Genomic DNA, 25332 nt, shown 5'->3' with positions numbered 1-25332 from the left:
ACTTTTCGCCAGTTAAAGCTACCTAAGCATCATCTTTTTTTGACCAGCGCAATGATGTCATCCGCACTCCACCGATGCTCTCTACCTACCTTACACGCGGGTTGGATATCCCCGGTTTCCTTTGATGCCCATGTGCGGAGTGTGTTTGGCCTACGTCCGAGCGCCAACGCCGCCTGTTCTGTTGTGAGAAGTTGTCCCGGAACTAAGTCCGCTACAGAAAAGCTGCGGGGACATGCTTGCGGCTGTGTTGGTTGCGTTTGTGGCGCTCCTTGTGGCTCGACCTTGTGCACGGAACGCGGAATTTCCTGACGATCTGGTAGCCACGGAATCGTCGTGGAAGTGAGTGATGCAAGGTCATGCGCGGCCCCGATAATCGTGTCCTCAATGCCGTCATATCCATGGCCTAGCGCCACCAACATCAATTGTTCAAGTAGCCGCGCAGCAAGGTCCTCTCTCGCCGGAACGGTGGCGCTTGCTCGCGTCAGCGTTGCCGCTACAGTCAAAACTCGACAGTATCCATCTGGGTCCATTCCATAGCGCTGGGCTTTTTCCCGCTGGCGCTGGGCCGCAGGTAGATGCTCGATGGCAAAATCGCGCAAGGCGTCAAGCTCGTACTTTTTCATCCAGTTGAATTCCTGCCTGCTCCAATATCCAAGCCTCAAGTTTCTCATGATTTTCGCGGACGGTCTCCATGGGGCGGCGCTTGTAGTGTTTCTCCTGTATCGCGCTCGGTCTGTGTCCTTGAATCTGTGCGGTGATTGCGTCGGGCACAGTCGCCAACTCTGCCAAAGTCGTGAAGGATCGGCGTAGACCATGCAGGGATACGTGAGGAACGCCAGCGGCTTTTATTGCTTTATTGTGTGGCTTTGTGACGCCGACAACTCGTCCTGTTTTGCCCTTTGCGCTGCTAAATACCCACTCATTGATCCTGCTCTTAGAGAGCTTTGACAGTAGGTCGGCCACGTATGGGGTGAGCGGAATCTCTCGTTTACCTGTCTCGTCCACCTTGTCCTTTATGCACAAGGTCCTCCATGCAAAGTTCACGTCGTCCCATCGCAGAGAGAGCATTTCCTCACGCCTTGCACCCGTCAGCAGGAGGCATTGTAAATAAGTACAAAACATTTGGTTGTCGATCTTACGAATCTCGGCGAACCAGGGCTTTAACTGTTCGCGTTGCAAGCAGTCGTTGGGCTTAGTTTTGCTTCCTGGCACTACGTTTTTAACCGTAGCTGTCGAGCAGCAGTTCGTATTTACAATGTCCCGGTATGCTTGAGCTTCGGCGCACCAATTTATGAAGGTGCGGAGCTTGCGATAGCTGTTCGCTGCTGCGGTTGGTCTATCCTTGCTTTCCTTCGTCAGCCATTCAGCAACGACGCTCGACGTAATCTCTGACAGTGGGCGACGAAGCAGGCTGGCTAGCGGTCCCGCCTTCGTCTCTCGCTTTCCAATTTTTGCCTGAGTCCCGCCTTCCTGAGCTGCCAGAATGTGATCTCGTCTATGTGTCTCGCCCCAGCGGGGATGAGGAGCAGCAAGATAAGCGTTCCAAGCCTCTCGTGCAGGCATCTGACGTGATGCTTTGGCCGCCCGAGCAATTTGTTGGGCATGAGCCTCATGTTGCTTAACTTCCTTCGGGTCTTTGCCCGTATCGAGAAGCCTTTGGAGGCGGCGGGCTTCATCCCTAGCCTGCGGGATGGACCAAGCGCTGATCGAACCGATTGTCAGCCTACGTTTGTCGTCTTTGGTGTTCTTGACTGGGTACTGAAAAACGTATGACTTCGCCCCATTCTTTGTCACGCGCAGCGCTAGCTTCGGAACCTCAGTGTCCCACAGGAAAGCCTGTGGCTTGCCAGATGGACAGCAAAACTCGTCTATGCGCTTTTTGGTGAAGTTAACCCTAGCCATGTAACCTCCTATGTAACCATAATAGAAGTATATCAATCATCATGAACAGATGAAAGAACGATGGAGGTATTTCGTAAACTATTGAAAATTATGGGTAAATTACGATAGCATCGATATCAATAGATATAAATCGATATCAGGACTTAAGGCCTCCGAAGCCAAGGGTCGTGGGTTCGATCCCCGCCAGCCGCGCCATGCCTTCTTGCCGATCCGGCATCCCCTTTTCGTTTCGCTCAAAGCATCCGGCCTGCGGCATCATTAGCCCGATGCACCTGAACGACGCCGGCGACGGCCCCGACTACGGCTTCTCTAATTACATTGCCCGCACAAATGGAGCGGGCTCTATTCCGACCTGTTCCTCGGCCGGGTTGCAGCTATCCTTGCCAACCGGGAGCGCAGCAAGGCCGGCCCGGGCGCTTTCCTCGACCTCGACGGTGGCGCCGTGCAGCCGGCGCCGCTGCGGTCTGCGGGCTTTGCCGCCCAGCGCCAGCCCGTGTGAATATCCACATGGGTAAACCGTTCGTTCTACCCGGAAAGCATAACATTACGGCAAGTTACGAGTGTTCAATAACCAGGATTACAACACTCGGACGTATCCGAATAAGGTAGTGCTTGCCACTTTCGACTACCCCCACTTATTCTGCTGTCTCGGAGCGCTTGTTTCATGCGCACGGTATGTCTTGTTGCTAACTTGTAATCGATAAAATGTTATTATCTCATCAGCACGGCGGTGAGGATTCGTGAAGATTGGCGTCCTGCCCTCGACATGAACAATGATCTGCACCTGTTGATGACATAAGGTTCCGTTGTCGGCAAGACGGGACGAGCCTGTCGAGCATGCAGAAGTTTCCGTGCTAAACAAAAGTTATCGTAATAGCAAATATGCGGAACGGAATCAATATGAAGCCAGACGAGGTCATCGCAGTAGTTGGATTGGGTTATGTAGGTTTGCCGCTGGCTGTCGAGTTCGGCAAGCTCGGCCCGACGATCGGTTTCGATCTGTCGACGGCCAAGGTTGAAAGCTACAAGAAATTTGTCGATCCTGCAGGTGAGGTTTCGACTGAGCAATTGCGCGCAGCGCGTCACCTGAGTGTCACGACCGACCCGGCCGCGCTGGCCCAGGCCGATTACATCCTGATCGGCGTCCCGACCCCCGTCGACATCGCGCACGTGCCCGATTTCGCGCCGCTGATCAGCGCCAGCGAGACCGTCGGCAAGCACATGAAGCGCGGCGCGGTCGTGATCTATGAATCGACCGTCTACCCGGGCGCGACGGAGGAAGTCTGCATCCCCGTCCTGGAAAAATTCTCCGGCATGAAGTGGATGGACGACTTCCACGTCGGCTTCTCGCCCGAACGCATCAACCCGGGCGACAAGGAACACACGCTGACGAACGTGATGAAAGTGGTGTCCGGCGACGACGCGGAAACGCTGGAGCGCGTGGCGTCGATGTACGAGACCGTGGTCAAGGCCGGCGTGCACCGCGCGTCCAGCCTGAAGGTCGCCGAAGCCGCCAAGGTCATCGAGAACACGCAGCGCGACCTGAACATCGCGCTGATGAACGAGCTGGCGATTATTTTCGACAAGATCGGTATCGACACGCTGGAAGTGCTCAAGGCCGCCGGCACGAAATGGAATTTCCTGCCGTTCCGTCCGGGCCTCGTGGGCGGCCACTGCATCGGCGTCGATCCGTACTACCTGACGCACAAGGCCGAGATGATCGGCTACCACCCGCAAGTGATCCTGGCGGGTCGCCGCATCAACGACGGCATGGCCAAGTTCGTTGCCGAAAAGACCGTCAAGTCGATGATTTCGGCCGGTTTCCCCGTCAAGGGCTCGAAGGTCAACGTGATCGGCCTGACGTTCAAGGAAAATTGCCCCGACCTGCGCAACTCCAAGGTCGCCGACATCGTGTACGAGCTACAGTCGTACGGCGTGGAAGTGCACGTGCACGATCCGGTCGCCGAGGCGGACGAAGCCGAACACGAGTATGGTATCAAGCTGGAAGGCTGGGACACCCTGCCGAAGGCGGATGCCCTCATCGTCGCGGTGCCGCACAAGGAAGTGCTGGCCCGTTCGCTGACGGATTTCCAGGCCAAGCTGAACGACGGCGGCTGCTTCGTCGACGTGAAGGCCCAGTTCGATCCGAACGGGATCCGCGAGGCCGGTTACTGCGTCTGGCGTCTGTAAGTATCGTGGGCATCCGCGGCTCCGGCCGCGGTTGCCATGACAATTCACTAGGTCGTGCCGAGGGCAGGCCGCTTGGACCCCAAGCCTTGCCGTTTAGCATGCAATGATGACAATGACTGTTCCTGGCTATTCTTGGCCTTATCACCTTTCCTCGAGTAAAAAACTTTCGGGAACGCCCGTGCGTCTCCCGTTGGCGCTATTGGTTGTGAAAGTCAGCAATAACAGCTACACCGGAGGCAATTGTGCTTAGGATTTCTAATCACTATGTGTCGAAGATCGTATTCGTCCTGTTGTTCGTCGAAGTGCTGGTACTGCTCGGCGCGGTCTACATTGGCGCGGCGGTACGGTTCATGGAAGTGGGCCAGAACGCCGGCCTGCCCAACATCGGCCATCTCGATCATTTCTTCACGTCCGCCATCGCCTTTACCGCCGCGATCATCTTCAGCATGAGCGCGATGGGGATGTACCAGCTCGACTTCAACGAAGGCCTGCGCCATCCGTTCTTCATGAAGCTGATGCCGTCGTTCCTGATGGGCTTCCTGATCCTGACGCTCGTGTTCTACGTCGCGCCGGACCTGTATTTCGGCCGCGGCATCATGGCGCTCGTGTTCGGCATTGCGGCTGGCGGCATTTTCCTGGCGCGCATGGTGTTCTTCAAGTCGTCCGAGCTGCGCTTCCTGGAAACGCGCATCCTGTTCCTGGGCAGCGGTCCGCTGGCCAAGGAATGCTGCGACCTCGCGCTGCAGAGCGCCAGCTATCACCGCTACAACATCGCCGGCTTCGTGCCGACGCCGACGGAAGAGCTGTGCGTGCCGTCGACGAGCCTCCTGAAGTCGCGCGAGGGCGAATCGCTCGTCGCGCTGGCGCGTCAGTACAACGTCGAGGAAATCGTCGTCTCGGTGCAGAACCGCCGTGGCGGCTTCCCCATCAAGGACCTGCTCGAGTGCAAGCTGCAAGGCTTCAAGGTCACGGACGCCGCCACGTTCTTCGAGCGCGAGACGTGCCAGATCCGCGTCGATTCGCTGCAGCCGTCGTGGCTCGTGTTCGGCGGCGGCTTCGACCAGAGCTTCGTGCGCACGTTCATGAAGCGCAGCTTCGACATCATCTGCAGCCTGATCATCATGATCCTGACGCTGCCGCTGATGCTGCTGGCGGCGCTGGCCGTCAAGCTGGAAGACGGCGGTCCCGTGTTCTATTCGCAGGAACGCGTCGGCAAGGATGGCGCGGCATTCTTCGTCCACAAATTCCGCAGCATGCGGACGGACGCGGAAAAGGGCGGCAAGCCCCAGTGGGCGCAGCAGAACGATCCGCGCATCACGCGCGTCGGTAACTTCATGCGCAAGACGCGCATCGACGAGCTGCCCCAGGTGCTCAACGTGCTGAAGGGCGACATGTCGTTCGTCGGCCCGCGGCCCGAGCGCCAGTACTTCGTCGACCAGCTGATCGAAGTGGTCCCGTATTACAACGTGCGGCACAGCGTCAAGCCGGGCATCACCGGCTGGGCACAAGTGCGTTACGGCTACGGTTCGTCCGCCGAGGATGCGCTGCAAAAGCTGCAGTACGATCTGTACTACGTGAAGAACAACAGTCTGTTCCTGGACGTGCTGATCCTGATCGATACGCTGAAGGTCGTGCTGTTCCGCAGCGGACGCTGATGTTCCCCGAGGCCGCCGGCAGGACCGGCGCGCGGCCGCGGGTGCCTACCGAATCCTGCCAAGTATCGTGATCACTATCGCCGCTTCCAGCTACGCACTGGCCGCCATCGGCTTCCTCGCACTGGGCCTGTCGGTCCTGTCGGGCTGGCACGGCCGTGCCCAGCGCGGCACGCTGAGCGCGGCTTGCCTGGCGACGGCGGCCTGGGCCGCGGCGCTCGGCGGCGACGCGGCGCACGACGTGATGTGGAGCACGTCCACGGCAGCCCTCGAAGTGTTGCGCGACGGTACCTGGTCGCTGTTCCTCGTCGCGTTGCTGGGCCACTGGCAGGACGAGAAAGACGGCACGCCGGCCCGCATGATCCTCGGCCGTTTCCGCGCGCCGCGCCCGGCACTGCTGGCAGCCGGCTGCGTCTACCTGCTGCTGCTGGCCGGCATCGGCGCCACGCGCTGGAACAGCGACCTGCTGCGCACGCTCGGCCTGCCCCTGTTGATCGGCTACGTCGGCCTCTCCGTGTGCGGCATGCTGCTCGTCGAACAGGTCTACCGTAACAAGACCATCGAAGAACGCTGGGCGATCAAGTTCGCCTGCCTGGGCATCGGCGGCCTGTTCGCCTACGACTTCTACATGTACAGCAACGCGCTGCTGTTCCGCAAACTCAGTGCGGACCTGTGGACGGCGCGCGGCTTCGTCAACGCATTGACCGTGCCGCTGGTCGCGCTGTCGATCACGCGCCGCAAGTCGTGGACGACGTCGTTCGCCGTGTCGCGCCGCGTCGTGTTCCATACGGCCGCGCTGTTCGGTTCCGCGATCTACCTGCTGGCCATGGGGTCGGTCGGCTACTACCTGCGCTTCGTCGGCGGCAGCTGGGGCACCGTGATGCAGACGGGCTTCCTGTTCGGCGCCATCTCGCTGCTGGCCGTGATCCTGTTTTCCGGCACGGCCCGTTCGTGGCTGAAGGTCTCGATCAGCAAGCACTTCTTCCGCTACAACTACGATTACCGCGAAGAGTGGATGCGCTTCACGCGCACGCTGTCCGAGCGCGGCCCGAACCTGGGCGAGCGCGCGATCGAGGCGCTGCCCACCCTCGTCGAAAGCCCCGGCGGCACGCTGTGGCAGCGCGATGCGGGCGGGCGCTTCACGGTGCAGGCGGGCTGGCAGGTGCCCGACATGCACGTGGCCGAACCGGCCAACACGCCGTTCTGCCGGTTCCTGGAAAGCACGCAGTGGGTGATCGACGTCGACGAGTACGTCGAGCGGCCCGACAAATACGAAGGTCTCGCACTGCCCGACTGGTTGCTGGACGCGCCGCGCCGCTGGCTCGTCGTGCCGCTGATGCTGCAGGAAAAACTGTTCGGCTTCGTCGTGCTGCAGCGCGCGCGCAGCCCGCTGAAGCTGAACTGGGAAATCATCGACCTGCTCGAAATCGCCGGCAGCCAGGCCGCCAGCTATCTCGCGCAGCAGGACGCGGCCAATGCGCTGATGGTGGCGCGGCAGTTCGAGTCGTTCAACCGCATGTCGACGTTCGTCGTGCACGACTTGAAGAACCTCGTCGCCCAGCTGTCGCTGATGAACGCGAACGCGGAAAAACACAAGGACAATCCGGAATTCCAGCGCGACATGCTGGAGACGCTGAACCACTCCGTGCAGAAGATGAAGCTGCTGCTGCAGAAGCTGTCGCGCAGCGAGAATGCCGACAAGCCGCAGCCGCTGGCCGTGGACGACGTCGTGCGCCAGGCGCTGGCGCTGAAAAGCGCGTTCGAACCGCATCCGCAGCTGCTCGTCGAACAGGCCGGCCTGCTCGTGCTGGCCGACCGTGAACGTCTCGAACGCGTGCTGGGCCATCTGATCCAGAACGCGATCGAGGCGACGCCGCGCGACGGCCACGTGATGGTGCGCGTGGGCCCGGCGGGCGGCCGCGGGGACGCCGTCGAGGTCGACATCACGGATACGGGTGAAGGCATGACGGAGGAGTTCATCCGTGAGCGCCTGTTCAAGCCGTTCGACTCCACCAAGTCGGCCGGCATGGGCATCGGCGTGTTCGAGAGTCGAGAGTACATCACAGAGCTGGGCGGGGCGCTGGAAGTGACCAGCCAGCCCGCGCACGGTACAACATTCAAGGTCGTCCTGCCGCTGCACCGCGTCGCCGCGGCAGCGACGATCGCCTGAAAGAAGACACCATGACCCCATCAAAACCCAAGCTGTTGATCATCGAAGACGATCCTGGCCTGCAGAAGCAGCTGCGCTGGAGCCTGGACGCGTACGACGTCGCGGTGGCCGGCGACCGCGAGGCGGCGCTGGCGCAGATCCGCCGCCACGAGCCGGCCGTCTGCACGATGGACCTGGGCCTGCCGCCCGATCCGGACGGCTCCACCGAGGGCCTGGCCACGTTGCAGCAGATCCTGGCGCTCGCGCCGGACACGCGCGTGATCGTCCTGACGGGCAACCAGGACCATGCGAACGCCGTCAAGGCGATCGGCATGGGCGCCTACGACTTCCACCAGAAGCCCGTCGATCCGGAAGTGCTGAACCTCGTGATCCAGCGCGCCTTCTTCCTGCACAACCTGCAGCAGGAAAACCGCCGCATGCAGCAGTCGCAGGCCGACTCGCCGCTGGCCGGCGTGATCTCGCGCGACCCGGGCATGCTGAAGGTCTGCCGCACCATCGAGAAGGTGGCGCCCACGTCCGCGTCCGTCATGCTGCTGGGCGAATCCGGCACCGGCAAGGAGGTGCTGGCGCGCGCCATCCACGCGCTGTCGCCGCGCGCGAAGGAACGCTTCATGGCCATCAACTGCGCGGCCATTCCCGAAAACCTGCTCGAAAGCGAATTGTTCGGCTACGAGAAGGGCGCCTTCACGGGCGCCGCCAAGCAGACCAAGGGCAAGGTCGAACTGGCCCACGGCGGCACGTTCTTCCTCGACGAGGTGGGCGACCTGCCGATGGCACTGCAGGCCAAGCTGCTGCGCTTTTTGCAGGAGCGCGTGATCGAGCGCGTCGGCGGCCACGAAGAGATCCCCGTCGACGTGCGCATCGTCTGCGCGACGCACCAGAAGCTGAAGGACTTGTGCGCGCAGGGCCGCTTCCGCGAGGACTTGTACTACCGCCTGTCGGAGATCGTCGTGACGATCCCGCCTCTGCGCCTGCGCGAAGGCGACGCGGCGCTGCTCGCGCACCATTTCAAGAACAAGTTCTGCGCGCAGGAAGCGCGCGCCTCGCTGCATTTCTCGCCCGACGCGCTGGCCGCGATCGAAGCGTACCAATGGCCCGGCAACGTGCGCGAGATGGAAAACTGCATCAAGCGCGCCGTCATCATGGCCGACGCCAACACCATCGTCGCCGACGACCTGGGCCTGCCCGACACGGTCGTGGAGGAAGAGCCGCTGAACCTGCGCCAGGTGCGCGACGAGGCCGAGTACAAGGCCATCGCGCGCGCGCTCGCGCGCACGGACGGCAACATCGTCAAGGCGTCGGAGATGCTGGGCGTCAGCCGGCCCACGTTGTACGACCTGATGGGACGCCACGGCATCAAGGCGAGCGCGTGACGGTGCGCAGGCTGGCGCGCCGCGGCCTGCTGGCGGCGGGCATCCTCGCCGTGGCGGGTGCCGCCGCGCTGCCGGCGCTCGTCGACCGCGTGGGCGTCGCGCCGCGTACGCTCGCGCCGTACATCGAAAAGCGCACCAGCGGCCATAACCCCGTCATCGTCGGCACCGGCCGGCGCGTCGCCGCCACCTTGCTGGCGCTGGACCGCGGCACCGCCGACGCGCCGCCGCGGCAGCTCCCGCGCGACGCCGGCGCGCAGGCGCGGCCGGCGGGACAGGCTGCCGGCGGCATCGAGGTCGCCACGCCCGACGCCTTGCGCGCCGCGCTGCTGCAGGCGGCGCCGGGCGACGTCATCACGCTGGCGCCGGGCACCTACCGCTTCCAGGGCAAGGGCATCGCCGTCGGGCGCCCGGGCCGCGCGGACGCGCGCATCGTCGTGCGCGCAGCAACGCCGGGTACCGTCCACATCGAACTGGCCACGGTCGAAGGTTTTGTCGTCGCCGCGCCGTACTGGCGTTTCGAGAACCTGGACATCCTCGGCGTGTGCGCGGCCGACGACTACTGCGAGCATGCGTTCCACGTCGTGGGCGACGGCCATCACTTCGAGAGCGTCAACAACACGATCCGCGACTTCAACGCGCACTTCAAGGTCAACGGGGACCGCGGCCGTTACCCGGACGACGGCCTGATCGAGCACACGACATTGGGCGCCACCCACGTGCGCGCGACCACGAAGCCCGTCACGCCCGTCGACATCGTCGCCGCGAATGGCTGGACCTTGCGCGCGAATCTCATCACGGACTTCGTCAAGCGCGACGGCAACGGCGTCAGCTACGGCGCATTCGTGAAGGGCGGCGGCAGGAACAACGTCTTCGAACGCAACGTCGTGTGGTGCGAACAGAATCTGCGGGGCGAGCCGGGACAGCGCATCGGCTTGTCGCTGGGCGGCGGCGGTACCGGGGGCGAATTCTGCCGCGACGGGCGCTGCATCACGGAGCAGGAAGGCGGCGTGCTGCGCGCGAACCTGATCGTCGGTTGCTCGGACGTGGGCATCTACCTGAACAGCGCGGCTGCTAGCCGGATCCTCGACAACACGCTCGTCGACACGGCCGGCATCGACGTGCGCTATCCGACGAGCAGCGCGGTCGTGGACGGGAATCTCGTCGACGGACCGGTCCGCAGCCGCGAGGGCGGCATCGTGCACCTGGGCGACAACCGCGCACTGCCGCTGTGGCGCACGTACCTGGGGAATCACCCCGTGCGCAGCCTGTTCCGCGCGCCGGAAACGGGCGATTTCTCGTGGCGCGACGGGGCACCGATGCGCGAGGAATCCGATGCCATCGAGCGGCCCGCGGACGCGCTCGACCTGTGCGGCGCACGCCGCGCGACACAAGCCGTGTACGGCGCGTTCGCCAGCTTCAAGGATTGCGCGGCAGCGCCTTGAGCGTCACCACGACACGACCCAGTCGTGGGTCCATGCGGCGACCTGGTCGCGCCAGGCGCGCCGCGAGAACGTGTGGTCGGCATCGTCGAGGCGGCGCCACGTGACGTGCGGCGCGGCCGCCAGGCGCTTCCACGCCGGCGTGGACCCGGCCACGTCGCAGAACTCGCGTCCCGTCAGGTCGGCGCCGCCGATCACGAGCAGGGTGCGGCCCGTGAATGCGTGCAGGCCCTGGCGCATGCGCTCGGGCAACGGGGCCGAGGCGCCGGCGGCCGCCGGGCGGCGCGCGAACGCCGCGCGCACGAGGCCCAGCATCGACTTCAACGAGCCTGCGGCGTCGAACCGGCCGCGCGCCAGCTTGCGCCAGAATTCCGGGTCGCGCAGACGGTCGCGGTAGTGGTGTTTCAACGTCGTGCGGGCCACGCCGTCGTCCGTGCGCACCCAGGGGTTCAGCAGCACGAGCCCGCGCACGCGCGCGTCGCCCGGCGCATACATCGCGGCCGCCGACGCACCGTCGCACAAGCCCCACAGCACGACCTCGCGCACGTCCGGCACGGCCGCCATGAACGCGTCGATGGCGGCGCGGATATCGTCCTGGATCGCTTCGAAATCCCGCTCGTCGCCTTCGCTGTCGCCCATGCCCCGGACGTCGAAGCGCAGCGCCGCGATGCCGTGCGCGGCCAGGTGGCGTGCGAGTAGCGCGAACTGGCGGTGGCTGCCGACGCGGTATTGCGGCCCGCCGACGATGATCAGGATGCCGCGCCGTGCGGGTGCGGCGGGGACGCTGGCGATACCCACGAGCGTGGCGCCGCCACAATCGATGGCGAGCGCGCGTTCTTCAAACGGCATGGGCACGCTCCTCCAGCACGGCGGCCGTCGCGTCGAGCAGTTCGGGGCACGTGGTGATGCCCGTCGTGGCCCAGAACGGCAATCCCTGCACCGTGTGCACGTGCAGCGCCGCGCCCTGCGCTTCCCACGCCGCCTTGACGCGCGCGGCGGCCGGTCCCGGTGCCTGGTTCGGTGCGCCCAGCACCTCGAACCAGTGCGCGGGCACGGAGGGCGCCATCGCATCGGGCGCGGGCAGCGCGTCGATCGCGTGCGCCAGGTCGGGCGTGAGGTCGTAGCCGGCGATTTCCAGCGTCTCGCCGGCCTGCAGCGCGGCGCGCAAGGCCTTGGTGCCCGTCTGCGCGGAGGCGTCGTCGCCCAGCATCGCGTTGGCCGTGCGCAGACGCAGGAACTGCGTCAGGTAGGTCGAACCGCTGGCCACCGGTTGCCACAGCAGCAGCGGCGCGAGCGGGGCTTGCGCCGTGCGCGCGTAGTCGAGGGCGAGCAGGGCGCCCAGGCGCAGGCCCCACAGCGTGAGCGGCGCGTCGATGCGCGCGCGCAGCCAGGCGGCGCCCGTGTCCAGGTCGTCCTTCCACAGGTCCCAGCGTGCGTCGGCGAAGTCGCCGGCACTGTCGCCCGTGCCGGCCAGGTCGATCTGCAGCACGCCGTAGCCGTGCGCGGCCAGGCGGCGCGCGCCGAGGGCGGCCATGCGGCGGCTGCGGTTGAGCTCTTCGGCGAACGGCGGGACGTACAGGACGGCGCCGCGGCAGGGGCCGGCCGGCCGGTGGAACAGGCAGAAGCGCTGGTGGGCGCCACTGCCGAGGAAGAACGGTTCCGTGTCCACCTCAGCCGGTCCGGAGGTCATTCGGCGCGTTTCGCGGCCACGAAAGCGGCCAGGCTGCCGAGGGTTTCGAAGGTGCTGGCGCTGATGTCGTCATCGTCGATGGCGATGCCGAAGCGTTCTTCGAGGGCGCCGATCAGGCTGACGACGGCCATCGAATCGAGTTCGGGCAGGCTGCCCAGCAGGGCAGAGTCGGCGGTCAGGCGCTGGCCGGCGTCGCCCAGGCTCAGCACGTCGATCAGCGTGGCTTTGACTTCGTCGAGATACGTCATGATGGTCGTTCGGTTCGTGAGCGGGCGCTTGCGGCGCGCGGTCGATTATACATTCGGAAGCAGCAGGGCCAGACGGGCCTTCAGCGGCGCGGCGAGGCGGTGCACTTCGCCCACCAGTTCGTGGCGGGTGACGCGCAGCAGCAGGTACCAGGTGACGGCCAGCGGCAGCGCGAGCACGAGCAGGCGCGCCATCGGCGGAACGGCCGCGGGCAGCAGCAGCGCCAGCAGCCAGGCGACGGCGCCGGTGCCGATCGCCACGAGGGCGCTGGGCAGCAGGGCGCGGATCATCAGCGCGGTCGTGAAGCCGAAATAGCGGCTTTGCTGGATCGCGGTGACGGGGGCGCTGGCGAGCGTCGCGAAGAACAGTGCCCACGCAAATCCGTTCAGGCTGCCGTCGAACAGCAGCACGCCGAACAGGATACGCGTGCCCAACGTGACGACGACGGGGAAGGCGCTCAGGTAAGGGCGGCCGATCGCCGTCACGGCCATCGGGATGTAGTTGAAGGCCAAGGTCACGACGGCCGCCAGCACGAGCGGCACGATCGCCGGGACGCATTCGAGCCATTTGGCGCCGTACAGCGCGACGACGATGTCCGGGCCGAGCACCGCGGTCAGCGCCAGTGCCGTCCAGCCGACACCCGTCAGCAGCAACGTGGAGCGGGCCAGGATGGGCGCCAGCGATTCGCCGCGGTGCCAGGTCTGCGACAGGTAGGGGATGGCGCCGTAGTTCATCGTCGAACCGGCCACGTAGCTGAAGATCGACACCGTCGAATTGGCGCGGCTGAACAGGCCGACGTGGCGCGCCGTCCCGAGCTTGCCCAGCAGGATGTCGGGAATCGAATTGTTCAGTGCCACGGCGCAGTTCGAGAGCAGCGAGCCGACGCCGAAATGCGCGACGCTGCGCCAGTGGCGCAGGCCCGGCATCCACGGCATGCCTTTCGGGCGCAGGGGCACGTACGCGATGCCGCAGGCGAGGATGTTGATCAGGTTCCCGTAGGCCATGGCCATGGCGCCGAAGCCCAGGTTGCCCAGGATCAGGGTGCTGGCGCAGAACGAGATCGTGCCGGCCGCGTGCACGATCGCCTGCTTTTCCGCGTCAAAGTTCCGGTTCAGCAGGGCACCCGTGACGGTGCCGAACGGGATGAACACGAAGCCGATGGCCAGCACTCGCATGACGGGCACGATGCCCGGTTCCTTGAACCAGATGCCGAGCCAGCCGCTCGCCGTGTACAGGACGGCCGCGATGACCCACGACGTCGTGAACACGACGCCCGTCGCCGAGCGGATCTTGTCGTTGTCGAGGTCCTGTTCCCGCTGCAGGTAGTTGGTGACGCCGAAATCGCGGAAGACCTGGGCAAAGTTGACGAACACGATCGTCATCGAATAGATGCCGATCTCGCTCGGGCTCAGGATCCGGGCCAGCAGGATGCTGACGATGAATTGCAGGACCTTGGCGCCGGACGTCGAAAAGAAATTGATGATCAGCGAGCGACGCAGATTTGCCATGACAGCGCAGTAGGGAAAGGAAAACCGAGCGGAACGATCAGGCCGGCGCGCTCGAGATCAGGTGGATGGCCTGGCGCGACGTCGTCTTGTACTTGTTGTTAATGAAGCGCATCGGCCCGATGAAGTGGAAGAACGCCGTCTCCGCCGTGGCGCAGTCCGGAGTGCCGTATTTCGGGAACGGCAGCGACCTGGTGGCAAACGCGTTCGCCACCAGATAGTTCGAGGTCACCTGCTCGGTGCCCCAGCGTTTCCAGTCGTCGCCCAGCTTGCCCGTCATGCGGCGCGAGAAATCGAGCAGGTTCTCGCGCATCGCCGCCGACGGCGGGAAGCCCGTGAAGCCGGAGCAGCCGCGCACGTAGCGGGCATCGCCCGGCAGGCCGACGTTGGCCATTTCCGCTTCCGACAGCGTCTGGATGTGCGCACCCGGCTTCACCTTCGGCAGCGCGTGTTCGCGCACGGCGTCCAGCGGGCGGATCGGCGTATCGGGGATTTCGCCCAGCACGAAGCCCGCGCCCGTCTGGATGGCGTGCAGCACTTCCGGGATCGGCTGCATGGTCAGCGTGTCGGCATCGAGCTGGATGACGTAGCTGTCCAGCGCATAGCCGGAGATCGCGTACAGGCGCTCCCACGTGCCGCCACGGGGGATGTCGGGATGCGTGAATTCGGCCGCCTCGCGCAGGTCGACGTGCGGCAGGTGGTGTTTCAGTATCGCGCGGTCGTCCTCGTCGATCGACGGATCGCATACGACGACGATGCGGGACGGGTTCAGGAAATGGGTGAACGACTTCACCGCGACCAGATAGGAATGGACGTCGCGCTGGTGCACCATCGACAGCAAGGTGAACGGCAGGTCGCCGCGCTCGACGGGGCTGGTATCCAGGACCTGGCGCGCGACTTTCTGGTACTGCCATCGGAAATAGTCTCGCGTGACGCGCTGGACCACCCTCTCGACTAAAGACATTCCTCAGGACTCCCTTTTCTGCTGATCGAATTCAAAGCATGGATGCGATGTGTTTGTCGGGTAATCACAAGAATCGCTCGATGTGTGCGGCGAACTCCTTGCTTTGACGCACAACATTATATGCGGTATCGACGTGAGCACGCGCGTTCTTTCCATGCATTTTTGTTATTTCCGGATTGTCCACATAATGCAGCACGGCCTGCCTGAAGCCGACGAAGTCGTCCACGCCGGCGACGGCGCCCGTTTTGCCGTCGAGGATGATTTCCTTCGGCCCCAGCGCGGCGCTCGCGACGACGGGCAGGCCGCTCGCCATCGCCTCGACGATCGCGTTGCCGAAGCTTTCGCGCTCGGCCGCGTGCACGAACAGGTCGGCGGCGTGGTAATACGGCACCAGATGGTCCTGGCGGCCGGCGAACATGCAGACGTCGTCCAGGCCGAGCTGTGTCGCTACCTGCTTCCATGCCGCGGCCGGCTCGCCATCACCCACGTAGATGAAGCCGATGCGGCGGTCCGGGCGGGCATCGATGACTTCGCGCACGACGTGCAGGATACGCTCGAGCCGTTTTTCCGGCCGCGCCTGCGACACGGCGAGCAGCCAGAAGCGGTCGGGATCGAGCCCGAGTTGCGCGCGCGCGACGGCCCGGTCGCCCGGCTGGTATTTGACGCTGTCGACCGAGTTGCGCATCAGTACGACTTTGTCGCGCGGCAGCATCTGATAACGCAGCAGGAAATCCTCCTGGGCAGCGGAATTCGCCAGGTGCAAGTCGTGCTGTTGTAGACGCAACACACGCCGCGCGACGTATTTCGCCGCCTTTTTGAGCGCGCCGTCGCGTCGGCGTGGATCGAAACCGTTGTTTTCCGTGTTGAGCGTGCGCACACCCAGCCGGCGCAGCAGGTCGAGGCACACGGTGTGGGAAAACGCACTCATGAACACGACCACTTTGACGTTGTGACTGCGTACGAATTGTTCGATCGCGGTGCGGCCTCGAGGGGTGTTGTCGTAAAAATCGAGCTCCACCGGTTGCAGATGCTTAGTCTGGTAGCTGGGATTTCCGGACAGTTTCGGAAAGGCCATATAGACGTCCGCCCGTTCGCGCAGATGGGCGCTGGCCCGGTCGCGCACTGCGGCCGTGAAATTCCATACGTAACCGGTATCGTCGGGATAACGCATGGTGAACACGACGCATGGCCTTTCCAACATTGTCACACAGTCCCCTGTATTTGTTGCAATATTGCAATAATTGACACAAATTATAGCCCATTCATGAATTTTGCATGTTGCGGCGCAACGTAATCGTGCGCACCCGCTTGGCATTTCTAAACACTGCGCGACATGCGTTCAGGCGAGAAACGGCCGTGCCGTCACACGATTGATTTCCGAGCGACAAGCGCGTTGTGCTAGTATTGCAATACTTTTAACGGCAACACCTTAGCGCGGCATCTTCACGTGGAACGTTATCGACCATGCGCGCTCGGTGCCATCGATACGGGCCGCAAGAATTCAAAGCGATGTTGAAAAAAGCTCAGCACGTGCCTGCGCAACTGGCACCCGGACAGCGTCCGGTCCTGCTCGTAATCGTCGACACCGAAGGTGAATTCGCCTGGGACCAACCGTTCAACCGCAGCGCCATCGGCACGACGTCGATCGCCAGCCAGCCGCTGATGCACGCGCGCGTGTTCGACAAGTTCGGCATCGTTCCCACGTACATGGTCGACTGGCCCGTCGCGACGACGCCGTCCGCCGTCGCCACCTTGCGCGCCTTGCTGGACGCGGGCCGCTGTGAGATCGGCGCCCACTTGCATCCGTGGGTATCGCCGCCGTACGAAGAGACGCTGTCCGACTTCAATTCCTACGGCGGCAACCTGCCGCGCCAGCTCGAGTACGACAAGCTGCGCCTCCTCACCGAGACCATCGCCGACGCCTTCGGCAGGCAGCCCCTCGCGTTCAAGGCCGGTCGCTACGGCCTTGGGCCGCACACGGCCGAGTCGATCGCCTCGCTCGGCTACGACGTCGATGCGAGCGTCGTCCCGTACAGCGCGTTCACGGAAGACGGCGGGCCGGATTTCCGCGCTTTCGATGAGCATCCGTACTGGTTCCGCGCCGGGCAGCGCGAATTGCTCGAACTGCCGGTGACGACGGGGTATTGCGGCTGGTTGCGCGGTGTCGGGCCGCGCCTGTACGACGCCGCGCAGGGCCGCTGGGGACGCCGCGCGCGGCTGGGCGGCGTGCTGGCGCGTACGCGCGCGCTCGAGCGCGTGCGCCTGAGTCCGGAAGTGGCGAGCGGCGCCGAGATGCGCCGCCTGACCGGCGCTCTGCTGGGCGGCGGCTGCCAAGTGTTTTCACTCACGTACCACAGCCCGTCGATGATGCCGGGCCATACGCCCTATGTGCGCAGCGCGGCGGATCTGGAACGTCTGATCGCCGCAGTGCACGATTATTGCGCCTGGTTCCGCGACGAGGTCGGCGGCGAGTTCATGAGCCTGTCGCAGCTGCGGCAGGCGCTGGCGGCGCAGCGCTGACGTCCGCCTCGCCGCCCCGGTCGCGCGCGGCGAGGGCGTGCAGGCGGCCCAGCAGCGGCCAGCGGTAGCCGTTCAAGTGGTACATCGTGCGGATCTCGTCGGTCCAGCGGGTGTGCCATTCCATCACCCGTCCATAGAATTCGATGCGCTCGAAACGCGCTTCGTCGAACAGGCCGCGCGTCGCTTCCTCGCGCATCAGCAGCGCGGGCGACAGCTGCGGTCCCAGCGCCTCGTCGTACGCCGTCTTGAGGATCACGATGCAGTCGCCGCCTTCCACGCACAGGTCCATCGCGGCGAGATGCGGGCCGCTTGGCCCGTCGAACCAGTAGCGGTACACGCTGGCCGCGCCGCGCCGGGCAAAGGCTTCCAGCAGCGCGCGGTAGAAGCGGCCCTGGTCGTTGTCGGCGGCGACGGCCGTGCCTTCGGCGGCCTTCCAGCCCGTCGTCTCGAGTTTGCCGTAGTCGGCGACGGCGCCGGCCATCAGCTCCCGTTCGCGCACGACTTCAAGGCGCGTGGCGATGCCGTCCTGGCGCAGCCGGTTGCGCTGCTTTTTCAGGTTGTTGCGCAGGTTCTTGCCGCGTGCATTCCAGTAGTCGTCGAAGCCGCCCTGCAAGGTGATGCGGGCGGTGCGGATGTAGTCGAAGCTGCGCGCGCCGCTGGGCGTGTCAAAGGCCGGGCGCGGCATCAGCATCGGGTCGCATTGCGTGAGGCCCAGCATCAAGGCGGGGCCGGGCAGGGCACGCAGCAGGCCGGCCAGCAGGCCGTCGGCGGGACGGGTATCGCGTTGCAGCCACAGCCCGACGGGCGCCTGCGCGGGCTGGAACGTGTTCCAGGCGCCGAGCCGGCCGGGCGTGACGATCGTCATCGCGTCCGTGTCATCGGCATCGCCGTGCCAGGCCAGCATGTCCCGGCCCGTGCCGAACACGTCGAGCAGGGCTTGGACAAAATCGACGTCGAGCAGGGGCGAGGCGGGACCTGCCGCATGCAGGCGCTGCCAGCGCGAGGCGTGGCGCGCGAAGTCGGTGGCGGGAACGACGGTCCAGCTCATGCCGGCACCGCCGCGCAGGCTTCCAGCGCCTGCCGTACCTGCGCGTGCAGCCACGCGCGCTCCGTGTCGGTCAGCGCCTGGTGGCAGGGGAAGGCGATCAGGCGCCGGCCGAGGTCCGCGCTGTTGGTGCACACGCTCGCGTCGACGCCGGGCCACAACGTGGCGCCGAAGCGGGTGATCGGTACGCCGGCGCGTACCAGCATCTCGGCCACGGCCTGCGGCTGGTCGACGAGCAGCGGGAACATCCACGGACATGCACCGTCGGGCAGGCGCGCAAACAGGGGGCGGCAGCCGGGCGCGCCGTCCAGCGCGCGCTGCAGCTCGAGATAGTTGCGGCGGCGGCGTGCGACGATGCGCGCGGGTGACGCCAGGCGCAGCACGGCGCGCGAGAACCAGGACGAGCGTTTGTCGGCCCAGCGCGCGTCGAACTCGAAGCTGCTGTCCGACGACGATGGCGCGAGCGGGGCAGCCCGTGCACCGGTCTCGGCACCGGCCGCCGTGCCGCGTGCCTTGACGGCGCGCCACAGCGCGCTTTTCAGCCGCAGCGGCAGCGCGAGCAGCATGCGCAGCATGGGCAGGCGGCCGTGGGCGAAGGCGGCTTCCAGCGTGTTCAGCGCCGCTTTCATTTCGAAGCCGGCGCCTGCGCCGTGCAAGGCGACGTCGAGCCGATGGCGCCGCGACACGAGGCAGCCACCCTCATAGACGGGGAAGAATTTCATCGTGCTGCCGATCGCGTAATCGCCCGTGCTGCCGATCGTCACCCCGTCGCGCGCGCCGAAGAACGCGTGGGCGCAGTCCTCGACGAGGCCGATGCCGTGGTGGTCGCACAGCGCACGCAGCGGCGCCAGGTCGTGTGGGATGCCGAAGAAATGGGTGGCGATGATTGCCTTGACGCGGCCCGTGCCGATCTTCGCCTCGATGTCGGCCAGGTCGGGCGCCGTGTCGGGCAGCACGCGATAGAACGCGACCTCGGCGCCGCACCAGTGCGAGGGTGGGATCATCGATGGGCTGTGGTAGGCCGGCACCAGCACGACGTCACCGGCGCCCACGCCGAGCGCGCGCAGCGCGAGGCCGATGGCGATGCGGCCGCTGGTGACGAGAAGCACGTCCGCACCGTCCAGCAGCGACGGCAGCGCAGCGCGGCGCCCGCCACCGAATGCGTCGAGTGACAGGATCGGAACGTGGGGAATCAGGGGACGGCGTGCGGCCGGCCGATCGGTCGTGGCGTGCATGCTTTGACTATACCATGTGCCCGGTGGACGGCCGCGCCGCAGGCGCCGTCAGGATTTCTGGGCGCCGACGCCGAACCTGCCGAGATGCCATTTGGCGATGGAGACGACGCGCTTGTAGTTCTGGCGTACCCACACCTTGGGCGGCTTGATCGGGTGCCACAGCACGTCCTTGCGCCGGCCGGCGAACAGGCGGATATTCATCGTGCCGAAGCTGCCGTTCTTCTGGAAGCCGTCGTTCGGCAAGCCGTAGTAGCGCTTGTTGCGGTCTTCGTCCGCGACGTATTTGCCGTTGCCGCCGAAGTCCACGACGTCCATCCCCGCGTGCTTGAGGATCGTGGCCCACATGTTTTCGCTGTGCCCCGACCAGCCGTCGCGGTAGTAGCGGTCGATCGTGTCGAGCGCCTCGCCGCTGATCCGGAAGAACGTCAGGAAGACCAGCCACGTGTCGGCCGGCTTGACGTCGCCGCCGGGCGAACGCAGCATCGACGCATACGTCCAGCCGTCATAGCCGTGCGCCAGGTGGGTCGCAAGGAGGTCGCCGCGGCGGCCGTCCAGGCTGGCGAGCAGCTCGTACGGATCGCCCGAATACTCGACGTCGTCCTCGATCACCCAGTACTGCGCGTACTGCGGCGCCGCCTTGCGGGCCAGCAGGGCCATCAGGTCGCAGTTGCCGGGAATGAGGCGGAACGGACGCGCCGCGCCCTTGATCGGGTACGCCAGCGTGTCGACGGCGTCCTCGCTGAACACGTAATGGTCCATGCGCACGCCGTCCAGGTCGACCTTGCGCACTTCCGTCTTGGCGTTGGGAAGATAGGACACGAGGGCGAATTCGTAATTCGGTCCCAGGCGGAGGAACGCTTCGCGAAACCGCAGCAGGCGTTTCTTGACGTGGACGGGATCGGTCGTTTGGAACAGCAGGATTTGTTGGGGCGCCATGGTTTTTATCGTTGGCAGGGGGATGCACTCTCGGGAATGTCTAGCGTGTAGACAAAAAGATACTAACAGGCCGGTATTTGTGAGTCCACCCCTGCAAAAATTCGGTGAACCATCTGTCGTGTAAAGTTAACGATCGCCCGGCCCACTCGCTCGGTGAATACGGCGGCAACACTGTGACGAGGCGGCCGGTCGCGCCGCTGGGCGAGTCGCCGGAAGGCCACGCCGGACCGTCAGCTGTTCCATTCGCGCGGCCCGAACTGGTAAGATGGGCATTTGCCCGACCACGCCCTGCCAGCCATCCGCGCTGTGGGCAGAACCTTGGCAGCGATGAACCATCTGATCCACGATTCCCTGTTCGACAGCGCCGCGCGCACGCCCGCTGCCGAGGCGCTCGCGTATGGCGACAAGCGCTGCACCTATGCGCAGCTGGCGGCGCAAGTGCGCGCCGTCGCCGCGCTGCTGCTCGACGCGCGACTGGAACCCGGCGCGCGCGTGGCCGTGTACATGGAAAAGCGCATCGAGAACGTGGCCGCCATGTTCGGCGCCGCGGCCGCCGGCTGCGTCTTCGTCCCCGTCAATCCGCTGCTCAAGCCCGAGCAGGTCGCGTACATCCTCGCCGACTGCAACGTGCGGCTGCTCGCCACGACGGCCGAACGGCTCGCGCAACTGGCGCCCGTGCTGGACCGCTGTCCCGACCTGCGCACCGTGCTGCTGGCCGATGGCGACGCGCTGCCCGCCCAGGCCGCGCCGCCCGTGCTGGCGTGGCCCGCGCGTGAGGCCGCAACCTGCACGCCGCACCGCCGCATCGACACGGACGTCGCCGCGATCCTGTACACGTCCGGCAGCACGGGCCAGCCGAAAGGCGTCGTGCTGTCGCACCGGAACATGGTGGCGGGCGCGCAGAGCGTCGCCAGCTACCTCGGCCTGCGCGCCGACGACCGCCTGCTGGCCGTGCTCCCCTTGAGCTTTGACTACGGCCTGTCGCAGCTGACGACCGCGTTCCTGTGCGGCGCCAGCGTCGTGCTGATGAACTACCTGTTCCCGAAGGACATCGTGGCGATGGTCGCGCGCGAGCGCATCACGGGCCTCGCTGCCGTGCCGCCGCTGTGGATTGCGCTGGCGCGCCTCGCGTGGCCCGCCGATTGCACGCTGCGCTTCGTCACGAATTCCGGCGGCGCCATGCCCGTGCCCACCGTGCACGCGCTGCGCGAAGCCTTGCCCGCCACGCAGATCTTCCTGATGTACGGACTCACGGAAGCGTTCCGCTCCACGTATTTGCCGCCGGACGAGGTGGCGCGCCGTCCCGATTCGATCGGCCGCGCGATCCCGAACGCGGAGATCCTCGTCGTGCGTCCGGACGGCACACCGTGCGATGCGGACGAACCGGGAGAACTCGTGCACCGCGGCGCGCTCGTGGCGCTGGGCTATTGGAACGACCCGGCGCGCACGGCGCAGCGCTTCCGCGCCGCGCCCGGCCACGATCCGGGCCTGCCCGTGCCGGAGCTGGCCGTGTGGTCGGGCGACACCGTGCGCCGCGACGCCGACGGCTACCTGTACTTCATCGGCCGCAGCGACGACATGATCAAGGTGTCCGGCTACCGCATCAGCCCCACCGAGATCGAATCCGTGCTGCACGCGACGGGTCTCGTCGCCGAGGTGGCCGCGTTCGGCATCGACCATCCGCAGCTGGGCCACGCCATCGCCGTGATCGCGGTGCCCGTGGAAGATGCCGGGCTCGATGCCGCCGCCCTGCTGGCCGAATGCAAGCGCCGCCTGCCGGCATACATGGTGCCGGCGCGCGTCGACCTGCGCGCAGGTCCGCTGCCGCGCAACCCGAACGGCAAGATCGACCGCAACCTGCTGCGGCAAACCCTGCAAGCGAACCAGACCTCATGAACAAACCGCGCCACGCGCCGCAGATCCACTTTCCCGTCGTCGACGACGTCCTGCAGGTCGGCGGCATCCCGCTGACCCGGCTCGCGCAGCGCGTGGGCCGCACGCCGTTCTTCGCGGTCGATCGCGCGCTGTGCACCGAGCGCGTGCGGGAGCTGCGCGCCCAGCTGCCGCAAGGCGTGCTGCTGCACTACTCGATCAAGGCGAACCCGATGCCGGCGCTCGTGCAGCACATGGCGGGCCTCGTCGACGGCCTCGACGTCGCCTCCGGTGGCGAATTGAAGACGGCGCTGGACGCCGGCATGGCGCCCGCGCGCATCAGCTTCGCGGGACCGGCCAAGCAGGAGGCCGAGCTGACGCAGGCCGTCGCGGCCGGCGTGTGCGTGAACGTGGAGTCGGAACGCGAACTGGTTTCCCTCGCGCGCATCGGCGACGCGCTCGGCGTCGCGCCCCGCATCGCGCTGCGCGTGAATCCCGACTTCGAACTGAAATCATCCGGCATGAAGATGGGCGGCGGCGCCAAGCCGTTCGGCATCGACGCGGAAGAGGTGCCGCGCCTGCTGCGCATGGCGGGCACGCTCGCCGTCGACTTCCAGGGCTTTCACATCTTCGCCGGTTCGCAAAGCCTGCGCGCAGATGCCATCATCGACGCGCAGGCGAAGAGCATCGATCTCGCGCTGCGCCTGGCCGACGCGGCACCGGTGCCCGTGCGCCAGGTGAACATCGGCGGCGGCTTCGGCATCCCGTATTTCCCGGGCGAGGAGAGGCTGGACGTGGCACCGATCGCCGCGCGCCTCGCACCGGAATTCGACAAACTGACGGCCGCGCTGCCGCAGGCGAAACTGGCGCTGGAACTGGGCCGCTACCTCGTGGGCGAATGCGGCATCTACGTGATGCGTATCGTCGACCGCAAGGTATCGCGCGGCGAAGTGTTCCTCGTGACGGACGGCGGCATGCACCATCACCTGGCCGCCTCCGGCAACCTGGGGCAGGTCATCCGCAAGAATTATCCGGTCGCGGTGGGCAACCGCGTGGCGCCCGTGGACAGCGGCCCGGCCAGCGTGACGGGCCCGCTGTGCACCCCGCTCGACATCCTCGCCGACCGCATGGAGCTGGCGCATGCGCAGGTCGGCGACCTGATCGTCGTGTTCCAGTCGGGCGCCTACGGCCCGTCCGCCAGCCCGGGCGCCTTCCTCGGGCACCCGGCGGCGCTGGAAGTGCTCGTCTAGCGCTTGCGGGGCGCGGCCGCTGCTTCCGGCCGCTTCCACGCATCGCGTTGCTGCTTGCTGCGCGACAGGAACGGCAGGCGCAGCGGCGGCGTGTTGTCCGGCTGCGGTGCGATGAACAAGACTTTCTCGAGGCAGACGAGGATCGCCAGCACGTAATAGGGCAGGTCGTAATAGGCCATCGCGAGGAACGCACCCGCCGTCATGTAACCGATGATGCTGACCTGGCACATGCGGGCGGTCGTCGCGGCCCAGGCATATTCCGGATTCGTGCCGCACTTGCGTACGATGCGCGATCCGGTCCGCCACGCGAAGAGAAGCAACAGCAAGTACAGGAACAGGCCGATGTAGCCGTGCTCGCCCAGCACCTGGAAATAGATACTGTGGGCGACGTAGAACACGGTCGGATCGGGCGCGTAAATCTGAAAGATCTTCGGTGTGAACGTGGCGAAGCCGCCGCCGAGCGGCAGGTGGTTGGCGACGTTGATCGCGAACCCCCACGAGTTGAGGCGGCCCATCGCCGACGCGTCCTGCTGGTAATTGTCGATCGAATGCATGCGCTCCATCCACGCGGGCGGCATCGCCACCAGCAGCAGCGGAATGACCAGCGCGAATATCAGGCCGGTCTTGAGCTTCGAGTGCGACTTCAGCCACAGGAACAACATCATCGCGGCACCGCCCAGCAACGCGCCACGCGAATAGGACCCGATGACGGACACGCCGGTGAGAACCGCGACGCCGATGGCCGCGCGCTTCGTCCACTTGGTCGGCGCGAACGAGGCCGCCGCCACCATCAGCGGAATACTCGTGATCATCGCCAGCGCCAGCGTGTTGTTGTCGCTGATGTAGGTTCCCGGTGGGCCCAGCAGGCCGTTGTGGCCGCCGGTCGCGATGGTCCACAGCCCGCCCTTGAAACCCCAGAAGCCGAGCGACAGCACGACGGTCAGCACGAGCGCCTTGACGTCGTTGACGGTGCGCACGACGGCGATCGTCAGGACCACGATCAGCATCGTCTTCATCACGGTCGTCCATTCGTCCCAGGCGCCGGTCGAGTTCAGCGCGAATACGGACGTCAGCGTGACCCAGAAGACCAGCAGGAGCAGTTGGATGACGACGGGGAGGAACGGGACTTTCTTCTCTTCCTTCGAGGCCACCGTCGCGAGGAGCGTCACCACCGCGATGATCATCACGAACGGGAACGTGCCGGCGAAGCCGTAGGTCATCCGGTGCGGATTCATCAGGCTGAAGATGGCGTACATCAGCGCGCCCACGACGGGGCGCTTGAGCGTGTAGGGGATGCTGGCCAGCATCACGATCAGCAGGAATATGTCACGCATGCTGCGTCC

20 protein-coding genes are annotated in these 25332 nt (G+C 65.5%); 8 read left to right on the top strand and 12 right to left on the bottom strand.

The genetic code is table 11. From position 1 onward, the window contains the following. Positions 1 to 29: 29 nt before the first annotated feature. Together NX784_RS23060 and NX784_RS23055 are read right to left on the bottom strand one after the other, a co-directional pair. Entirely contained in the window at positions 30 to 623 is a 594-nt protein-coding gene (locus tag NX784_RS23060) for a helix-turn-helix domain-containing protein (protein ID WP_258819029.1), read from the bottom strand. Next, entirely contained in the window at positions 604 to 1902 is a 1299-nt protein-coding gene (locus NX784_RS23055) for a tyrosine-type recombinase/integrase (RefSeq protein ID WP_258819028.1), read from the bottom strand. The genes NX784_RS23060 and NX784_RS23055 overlap by 20 nt, the downstream gene beginning before the upstream one ends. A gap of 900 nt (positions 1903 to 2802) precedes the next feature. Here NX784_RS23055 and NX784_RS23050 point away from each other — a divergent pair. From NX784_RS23050 to NX784_RS23030, 5 genes are all read left to right on the top strand, one after another. Then, on the top strand, positions 2803 to 4092 hold the full coding sequence (locus NX784_RS23050) for a nucleotide sugar dehydrogenase (protein WP_258819027.1): 1290 nt from the start codon (positions 2803 to 2805) through the stop codon (positions 4090 to 4092). Between the two features lie 266 nt (positions 4093 to 4358). Continuing rightward, positions 4359 to 5747 carry a TIGR03013 family XrtA/PEP-CTERM system glycosyltransferase gene (locus tag NX784_RS23045; RefSeq protein WP_258819026.1) on the top strand — a complete coding sequence of 463 codons (1389 nt, stop codon included), beginning with the start codon at positions 4359 to 4361 and terminating at the stop codon, positions 5745 to 5747. 67 nt (positions 5748 to 5814) lie between these two features. Then, positions 5815 to 7914, top strand: coding sequence for an XrtA/PEP-CTERM system histidine kinase PrsK (gene prsK / locus NX784_RS23040; RefSeq protein ID WP_258819025.1), 2100 nt, complete (start codon positions 5815 to 5817; stop codon positions 7912 to 7914). Between the two features lie 11 nt (positions 7915 to 7925). Beyond that, positions 7926 to 9287, top strand: coding sequence for a PEP-CTERM-box response regulator transcription factor (gene prsR / locus NX784_RS23035; RefSeq protein WP_258819024.1), 1362 nt, complete (start codon positions 7926 to 7928; stop codon positions 9285 to 9287). After that, the gene (locus tag NX784_RS23030; RefSeq protein ID WP_258819023.1) at positions 9284 to 10729 is read left to right on the top strand and encodes a right-handed parallel beta-helix repeat-containing protein; all 1446 of its coding nucleotides are present in this window, start codon (positions 9284 to 9286) and stop codon (positions 10727 to 10729) included. The genes prsR and NX784_RS23030 overlap by 4 nt, the downstream gene beginning before the upstream one ends. 3 nt (positions 10730 to 10732) lie before the next feature. Here NX784_RS23030 and NX784_RS23025 read toward each other — a convergent pair whose 3' ends face one another. The 6 genes from NX784_RS23025 to NX784_RS23000 all read right to left on the bottom strand — a co-directional run bounded on the left by NX784_RS23025 (position 10733) and on the right by NX784_RS23000 (position 16446). After that, positions 10733 to 11575, bottom strand: a complete 843-nt coding sequence (locus NX784_RS23025; protein ID WP_258819022.1) for a hydrolase 1, exosortase A system-associated — start codon at positions 11573 to 11575, stop codon at positions 10733 to 10735. Next, complete coding sequence (locus NX784_RS23020; RefSeq protein ID WP_258819021.1) at positions 11565 to 12416, bottom strand: hydrolase 2, exosortase A system-associated; 852 nt, start codon at positions 12414 to 12416, stop codon at positions 11565 to 11567. The genes NX784_RS23025 and NX784_RS23020 overlap by 11 nt, the downstream gene beginning before the upstream one ends. Continuing rightward, positions 12413 to 12664: an acyl carrier protein gene (locus NX784_RS23015; RefSeq protein WP_258819020.1), complete on the bottom strand. Its 252-nt coding sequence runs from the start codon at positions 12662 to 12664 to the stop codon at positions 12413 to 12415. The genes NX784_RS23020 and NX784_RS23015 overlap by 4 nt, the downstream gene beginning before the upstream one ends. Positions 12665 to 12709: 45 nt before the next feature. Further along, the gene (locus NX784_RS23010) at positions 12710 to 14170 is read right to left on the bottom strand and encodes an oligosaccharide flippase family protein (protein WP_258819019.1); all 1461 of its coding nucleotides are present in this window, start codon (positions 14168 to 14170) and stop codon (positions 12710 to 12712) included. A 37-nt stretch (positions 14171 to 14207) separates the two neighbouring features. Beyond that, entirely contained in the window at positions 14208 to 15131 is a 924-nt protein-coding gene (locus tag NX784_RS23005; RefSeq protein WP_258819018.1) for a hypothetical protein, read from the bottom strand. 64 nt (positions 15132 to 15195) lie between these two features. Beyond that, positions 15196 to 16446, bottom strand: a complete 1251-nt coding sequence (locus NX784_RS23000; RefSeq protein ID WP_258819017.1) for a glycosyltransferase family 4 protein — start codon at positions 16444 to 16446, stop codon at positions 15196 to 15198. A 194-nt stretch (positions 16447 to 16640) separates the two neighbouring features. Here NX784_RS23000 and NX784_RS22995 point away from each other — a divergent pair, with 194 nt between their 5' ends. Continuing rightward, entirely contained in the window at positions 16641 to 17651 is a 1011-nt protein-coding gene (locus tag NX784_RS22995; RefSeq protein ID WP_258819016.1) for a polysaccharide deacetylase family protein, read from the top strand. Here NX784_RS22995 and NX784_RS22990 read toward each other — a convergent pair. The 3 genes from NX784_RS22990 to NX784_RS22980 are packed head-to-tail and all read right to left on the bottom strand — an operon-like array spanning position 17605 to position 20867. Further along, positions 17605 to 18753, bottom strand: a complete 1149-nt coding sequence (locus NX784_RS22990) for a GNAT family N-acetyltransferase (protein WP_258819015.1) — start codon at positions 18751 to 18753, stop codon at positions 17605 to 17607. The two genes, NX784_RS22995 and NX784_RS22990, sit on opposite strands and share 47 nt — an antisense overlap. After that, positions 18696 to 19931, bottom strand: a complete 1236-nt coding sequence (locus NX784_RS22985) for an aminotransferase class I/II-fold pyridoxal phosphate-dependent enzyme (RefSeq protein ID WP_258819014.1) — start codon at positions 19929 to 19931, stop codon at positions 18696 to 18698. The genes NX784_RS22990 and NX784_RS22985 overlap by 58 nt, the downstream gene beginning before the upstream one ends. A gap of 48 nt (positions 19932 to 19979) precedes the next feature. Then, a complete protein-coding gene (locus NX784_RS22980) occupies positions 19980 to 20867 on the bottom strand; it encodes a hypothetical protein (RefSeq protein WP_258819013.1) in 888 nt (295 codons plus the stop codon). Between the two features lie 327 nt (positions 20868 to 21194). On the opposite strand from NX784_RS22980, the gene NX784_RS22975 reads away from it, so the two are divergent. Together NX784_RS22975 and NX784_RS22970 are read left to right on the top strand one after the other, a co-directional pair. Then, positions 21195 to 22763 (top strand): acyl-CoA ligase (AMP-forming), exosortase A system-associated, encoded by a 1569-nt coding sequence (locus tag NX784_RS22975; protein ID WP_258819012.1) that lies wholly within the window; start codon positions 21195 to 21197, stop codon positions 22761 to 22763. Continuing rightward, positions 22760 to 23989, top strand: coding sequence for a pyridoxal-dependent decarboxylase, exosortase A system-associated (locus NX784_RS22970; protein ID WP_258819011.1), 1230 nt, complete (start codon positions 22760 to 22762; stop codon positions 23987 to 23989). Before NX784_RS22975 ends, NX784_RS22970 begins: the two co-directional genes overlap by 4 nt. Here the strand turns inward: NX784_RS22970 and NX784_RS22965 are convergent. Further along, entirely contained in the window at positions 23986 to 25323 is a 1338-nt protein-coding gene (locus NX784_RS22965) for a putative O-glycosylation ligase, exosortase A system-associated (protein WP_258819010.1), read from the bottom strand. The two genes, NX784_RS22970 and NX784_RS22965, sit on opposite strands and share 4 nt — an antisense overlap. Positions 25324 to 25332: the final 9 nt, after the last annotated feature.

Source organism: Massilia pinisoli (genome assembly GCF_024753285.1).
GTDB classification, from domain to species: Bacteria; Pseudomonadota; Gammaproteobacteria; order Burkholderiales; family Burkholderiaceae_D; genus Telluria; species Telluria pinisoli.
Note: the sequence above shows the minus strand (reverse complement) of the source record. Positions and strands in the feature narration are given on the sequence as shown.